Annotated in this window: 5 protein-coding genes and 1 tRNA gene; 1 reads left to right on the top strand and 5 read right to left on the bottom strand. The window is 67.5% G+C overall.

Annotated features, from left to right (window positions below; all coding sequences use genetic code 11):
• The 3 genes from QM619_RS12505 to QM619_RS12495 all read right to left on the bottom strand — a co-directional run bounded on the left by QM619_RS12505 (position 1) and on the right by QM619_RS12495 (position 3,396).
• Positions 1-74, bottom strand: a tRNA-Pro gene (locus QM619_RS12505).
• Positions 75-118: 44 nt separating this feature from the next.
• Positions 119-1,024 (bottom strand): metallophosphoesterase, encoded by a 906-nt coding sequence (locus QM619_RS12500; RefSeq protein ID WP_415109038.1) that lies wholly within the window; start codon positions 1,022-1,024, stop codon positions 119-121.
• Positions 1,021-3,396: a transglycosylase domain-containing protein gene (locus QM619_RS12495; RefSeq protein WP_415109035.1), complete on the bottom strand. Its 2,376-nt coding sequence runs from the start codon at positions 3,394-3,396 to the stop codon at positions 1,021-1,023. The genes QM619_RS12500 and QM619_RS12495 overlap by 4 nt, the downstream gene beginning before the upstream one ends.
• Before the next feature lie 140 nt (positions 3,397-3,536).
• Between QM619_RS12495 and QM619_RS12490 the strand changes: the two genes are divergently transcribed.
• The gene (locus tag QM619_RS12490; RefSeq protein ID WP_415109033.1) at positions 3,537-3,806 is read left to right on the top strand and encodes a WhiB family transcriptional regulator; all 270 of its coding nucleotides are present in this window, start codon (positions 3,537-3,539) and stop codon (positions 3,804-3,806) included.
• Here the strand turns inward: QM619_RS12490 and QM619_RS12485 are convergent.
• Entirely contained in the window at positions 3,750-4,859 is a 1,110-nt protein-coding gene (locus QM619_RS12485; RefSeq protein ID WP_415109030.1) for an ArsA family ATPase, read from the bottom strand. The two genes, QM619_RS12490 and QM619_RS12485, sit on opposite strands and share 57 nt — an antisense overlap.
• Positions 4,856-5,770 (bottom strand): ArsA family ATPase, encoded by a 915-nt coding sequence (locus QM619_RS12480; RefSeq protein ID WP_415109028.1) that lies wholly within the window; start codon positions 5,768-5,770, stop codon positions 4,856-4,858. The genes QM619_RS12485 and QM619_RS12480 overlap by 4 nt, the downstream gene beginning before the upstream one ends.
• Positions 5,771-5,947: the final 177 nt, after the last annotated feature.

Genomic DNA, 5,947 nt, shown 5'->3' with positions numbered 1-5,947 from the left:
TCGGGGTGACAGGATTTGAACCTGCGACCTCATCGTCCCGAACGATGCGCGCTACCAAGCTGCGCCACACCCCGATGGCCTCCAGGGCCGACGAGCAGTCTATACGAGTCTCGTCCGATCAGCCATTTGAGTCCCGAGCGACGAGCGTCAGCACTGTCACCTCAGGTGGGCAGGCGAACCGGTAGGTGGCGAACGGGGACGATCCCATGCCTGCCGAGACGTGCAGGTGGGACGTCCGGCCGTTCGCGGTGTAGCTGGAGAGGCCCTTGGCGCGAGTGGTGTCCAGGTCGCAGTTGGTGACCAGCGCGCCGTAGTAGGGGACACAGACCTGGCCGCCGTGGGTGTGGCCGGCCAGGATGAGGTCGACGCCGTCGGTGGTCATGGCGTCCAACACCCGCAGGTAGGGGGCGTGGGTGACGCCGATCGAGACGTCCGCCTCCGGCGACGCCGGGCCAGCGACCAGATCATAGTCGTCGCGGCGCAGGTGGGCGTCGTCGGTCCCCCGGAACTCGAAGGTGACGCCGCGGACGGTGATCAGTGTCCGGGAGGTGTTGACGTCCACCCAACCGCGCTCGGAGTAGGCGGCCCGCAATTCCTGGACTGGTAGCGGTCGCTTCTCGTTCACCACGCCGGCGGTCGAGCGGACCAGGTACATCATCGGGGGGCGGAAGCTGGGCTCCTCGTAGTCGTTCGATCCGAACACGAACGCACCGGGGACGTCTCTCAGCCGTCCCCAGGCCCGCATCAGCGGCTGCAGGGCGTCCGTTTCGCTCCAGTTGTCGCCGGTGGTGACGACCAGGTCGGGCTCCAGCCCGGCGAGCGCGCTGATGAAGTCCGTCTTGTAGTGCTGCCGGGCCATCAGATGGATGTCGGATACGTGCAGCAGCCGCAGCGGCGCCGAACCGGCCGGCAGAATCGGGACGTCGCGGCGCCGGACGACGAAGTGCCGGGCCTCCCAGAAGCCGTAGCCGACGCAGGCGACACCGACGGCTGTCAGGCGCCCGAGCAAGGCTCCGATCGTCACCGCGTCTTCTTGGTCGGAGTAGGGGTCGGTTTCGGCTTGTCGTCCTCCTGCTCTTCTTCCTTCTCCGGCTTCTTGGCCGGGCCTGCCGAGATCAGAATGCGGATGCTGGTGCCCCGGACTGCCGCGCCAGAGGGACTGATGCCGAGAAAGGTCCCCTTGGCATAGTTGCTGGTGACGTAGACGACGGACGGGCTGAAGCCGGCGTTGGAGAGGATGGAGCGGCAGCTTTCCTGGCCGTAGCACGAGGGGACATCGATCCGCTTGCCGGCCAGGATGCCGTACGGTGGTTCGACGAACGACTTCCGTTCGTAGTTCTTCAGCGCCGCGGCGAAGGACGGCTTGAAGATGCGGCCACCTGCCTCCTGGCCGGAGCTCCCCTGCAGTGTGCGGTGCGAGTACTTCATGTAGGCGCCTTGAAGGTACCTCGACCGATGTTGCTTCCAGTAGCTGCGGAAGCGACCCTCGTTGGAGTAGCTGATCATGCCGCCGCCGGCCAGGTTGCGGGTGAAACCCACCGTCCAGATGGCCTTGTTGTCGGGCACGGTGCCGGTCTTGCCGGCGATGGTGTAGCCCGGCACACGGGCTGGGGTGGCGGTGCCCGAGCGGAAGGGGCCCTGGAAGACCTTGCTTAAGGCGTCGGCGAGGCCTTCGTCCATGACCCGCTTGCAGTTCGCGCTCGGCGCCTCGAGGGTCGAGCCGTCGGCGGCCTTGATCGATTTGACAATGATCGGATCGCAGCGAATGCCGCGGGCGGCCACGGTGGCGTATGCGTTGACCAGGGAGAGCGGCGTCACCTCGACCGCGCCCAAAGTGAACGATGGGTAGTTGCTGTACTCGCGGGTCAGCGCGTCGCCCTTGGGGTCGACCGCGAGTTCCAGCCCCAGTTCCTTGGCGATCTTGGTGGCATCGCACAGATTGGCAGCCGACTCGAGTCGGGTGAAGTAGCCGTTCACTGAGTTCGTGGCACCGGTGAAGAGGTTGAATGTGCCTGCTACGCCTTTGACCTGGTGGTAGTCGGTGAAGGTGAACGGCCCCTGGCACGACTGGAAACGCATGCCGTGGATCTCCATCGCCCCCGGGACCGTGATGTTGCCGTAGGCGCCGAGTCCGTTCTTGAGCGCGGCGGCAGCGACGAACATCTTGAAGGTCGAGCCCCCCTGGTAGCCGCCGGCGCCGCCCATTTTGTTGCCCACCGCATAGTTCCAGAAGGTCTCGCTCCTCTTGTTGCCCATCTTGTTGCGGTTCTGCGCCATGGAGACGATCAACCCGGTGCCGGGCTCGATCATCACGTTCACCACGTCGACCGGATCGCGCGGGTCGAGGTAGTTCTGGATGGTCTTCTCGGCGGTGCGCTGCACCTTGGGGTCGATCATCGTCCGGATCGTCAGGCCGCCGCGGTACAGAGCGTTCTCGCGGTCTTCGCGGGTGGAGCCGAGGCTCGGAGAGTTCAGCAGGGTGCGTTCGATGTAGTCGCAGATGAACGGGAACTCGGCGTTCCCGCAGCCGTGCAGTTTCGGCTTCGGCTTCGCCAGGCCGAGCTTCTTCGCCTTGGCCGCGGCGGCCTCCTCTGGGCTGATCACCGCGACGTCGCTCTGTGCCATCCGGTCGAGCACATCGTTGCGCCGCTGCAGCGTCACCAGTGACAGGCCCGCCGTGCGCGGGTTGGTGCCGTTCGGGTTGCGCACCATGCCGGCCAGCATGGCGGCCTGCTCCAGCTTGAGCTGGCTGGCGTGGACGCCGAAGTAATTCATCGCCGCGGATTCGACGCCGTAGGAGCCGTCGCCGTAGTACGCGATGTTGAGGTAGAACTCGAGAATCTGGTCCTTGGTGTACTTCTTCTCCAGCGCGATCGCGTAGCGCAGCTCCTGGATCTTGCGGGAGATCGTGTTCTCTTGCGCCTTCGCCACGCCTTCGGCGTCGCCACGGGCGGCCGCGGCGCTGATCTGCGCCATCTTCACGTACTGCTGGGTCAGAGTCGAGGCGCCCTGGGTATTGCCGCGAACGGTGCTGACCAGGGCGCGCATGGTGCCCTGCAGATCCATCGCCCCGTGCTCGTAGAACCGGTGGTCCTCGATGGCGATCTGCGCCTTCTGCATGATCGTCGAGATCTTGCTCAGCGGTACATACTGCCGGTCTTCGTCGGTGTAGAAGTTCACCAGCGTCGATCCGTCGGCCAGCAGGACGCGGGAGCGCTGCGCCTGCGGGGCCACCGTGAGTTCGGCCGGCAGGGCGTCCAGCGCCGTCGCGGTGGTCTTGCCCACCTCGGAGGCCAGCCCGGCCGCCGGTACCACGAGGCCGGCTATCAGCAGGCCGCCCAGCACGCTGACGACCAAGAACATCACCAGCGAGTAGAGCCTCTTCCCCAAGCGCATGGGCTACAGACTACGTGACGTCACCGACAGGCCTGAAGAAGCGACTCCTACAGGTTGTAGTTGTCACCGCGAACCATAACAACTACACTACGTAGTAGTTAGCCCGAACGAGTGACGGATGGTGAACGATCGTGTCGTTGATGGAGATGGACAGCTGGCCAATGTTGGCCAAGTGCCGCGGCATGCAGGACGACCTGTTCCCGGACGGCGCCGATCAGAAGCGTGCGCGGACCATCTGCTATGGCTGCGAGGTGCGGGCCGAATGCCTTGCCGAGGCGCTCGACAACCGCATCGAATGGGGAGTCTGGGGGGGCATGACCGAGCGCGAACGGCGCCGGCTGCTGAGACAACATTCAGAGGTTCGTTCCTGGCGCCGGTTCCTGGCCGACGCCGCCAAGAAGCGCAACTAGCGACGCAAGGTCGTTGACGCCGCTCGGACGGCGTCCGATCAGTTCGATCGGGACGCCCAGATCGCTCAGTTCGGCCACGGTGCGCCGTTCGCGTTCGACCTTTGCGGCCGCCAGCCGGTGCCGACGCAACACGGCCCACTGCGCCTGGTCCGCCGACCTTTCGGCCGCTGCCAACTCCTCTGGTCCGATCGCGACGGTCGTCGTCACCTGATTGACCAGCACCCGGCGCACCGGCAGCCCATCGCTGCGCAACCGTCGAGTCAGCGCCAGCGCCTCGGCGACCGGGCCGGGCCGAGGCGCGGCGATCACCAGGAAGCCCGCGGCGTCGGATGCCAACAGCGCACGGGTCTGCGCGGCGTTGGACTCGAAGGCGAGCACCGCCCGCTCGAACACCCGCAGGAAGGTCCGCAGGTCGCCGAACAGGCGTCCACCGAGAATCGCGTCGAGCGCCCTGGTGGCCAGGGCGGCACCGGCGTCCAGGAAACCCAACGGGCCGCGCGGCAGGCCCAACACCACCCTCAGCAGCGGATTGTGGGCCAGGGACTCCAGCCGGTTCGGACCGTCCAGGAAGTCCAGCGCGGACGCGCTGGGCGGAGTGTCGACCACGATCAACCCCCGATCGCCGGAGATCTCGGCCTGCCGATGCAGCTCGCCGATCTTCTCCATCGCGACGTACTCCTGCGTGCCCGAGAAGGTTTCGGCCAGCGCCTTGTAGAAGGGATTGGCACGAATCCGCTCAGCCTCGGCCGCGTCCACCTGAGCGGCCAGTGCCCGGTCGAAGGCATGCCGGACGTCCAGCATCATCGCTTGCAGGCTGCCGGCGGCGTCCGGCAGGGCGACCGGCGTCGGGTCGTGCGCCAAGGCGTCCAGGCCCATCGCCTGGGCGAGCCGCCGGGCCGGATCGATGGTCACCACGACGACCCGGCGTCCGAGCAGGGCGGCGCGGACGGCGACCGCGGCCGACAGCGTCGTCTTGCCGACCCCGCCGGTGCCCACGCACAGCAGCACCCGCAGACCGTCGTCGCGCAGCAGCGCGTCCAGTTCGGCGCTCACCATGCCTCCAGGGCGGCGGCCAGCACGAACGGCTGTTCGCGAGGGGCCACTTCCGGCTCGAGTTCGGGCAGCCGGGTGAGATCCAGCCCGGTGCGATGCACCAAAAGCGCTTGCCACGCGGTTTGAGCGGCCGCGAAGTCAGCCTCGGCGAGCAGTTCAGCGGTCAGCGCCGCCCACCGTTCGGCGTCGATGCCGTCCGGTGCCGGCGGCAGCGGATCGGGCGCCTCCGGGCGCTCCAGGCAGCGGTTGGCCACCAGCCTCCCCGGCGTCAGCCCCAGATCGCGGATCGCCTGCACGGTGTCGATCGCCTCGGTCACCGGCAACTCGTCGAGCAGGGTGACCACATGGACGCGGCAACCGGGGTCGCGCAGGTCGTCCATCACCGACGCCGCCTGCGCCGCGATCGGGCTGCCGTCGGTCAACTCGGCCAGCGCCTCGCCGGCGCCCAGGAAAGAGCCGATCCGGCCCGACGGCGGGGCGTCCAACACCAGCGCGTCGATGCCCGGATGGGTCTCGGTGAGATGGGTCACCTGCCCGATCAGCAGAATGTCGCGCAGACCGGGCGCGATCCGGGTGGCGAAGTCGACCAGCGGATCGAACCGCAGCAGATCGGCGGCGAAACCGAGGCGATAATTCCGCTGCAGATAGCCGGCGAGCGCCCGACGAGCGTCGATCTGGACGCCGAACAGCCGGCCATTGCGCCGCTGGGCCCCGTGGCCCTGGGACAGTGGCGCCGGCTCGGGTCCGACCGGACGGCCGGTGGCCAGCTGGAGACCCCCGCGCCCCTCGACCTCGGCGACCACGACCTGGGCGCCGTCGCTTGCCAGCCGATGGGCCAGCGCGAGCGCGACCGTGGTCTTGCCGACCCCGCCCTTGCCCGTCACGATGTGCAACGGAGCGCGGGCGGGCATGCGGTCAGCTTAGGTCCGGTCTCGACCGGGCTCGAGCGTCGGAGGCTGCCGTTAGAGCCTGTCAGCTATTTAGTTGGCGTGTTGTGGGTGTCGAGTTCGGTTCTGCCCTGGTTGACGGTGTTGTGGTCGACTCCGGCGGCACGGGCGATGATGTCGATGCCGTCGGGGAATCCGTGT

The organism is Micropruina sp. (assembly GCF_047606665.1).
GTDB lineage: Bacteria > Actinomycetota > Actinomycetes > Propionibacteriales > Propionibacteriaceae > Micropruina.
This window is presented reverse-complemented; position numbering and strand designations above follow the sequence as displayed.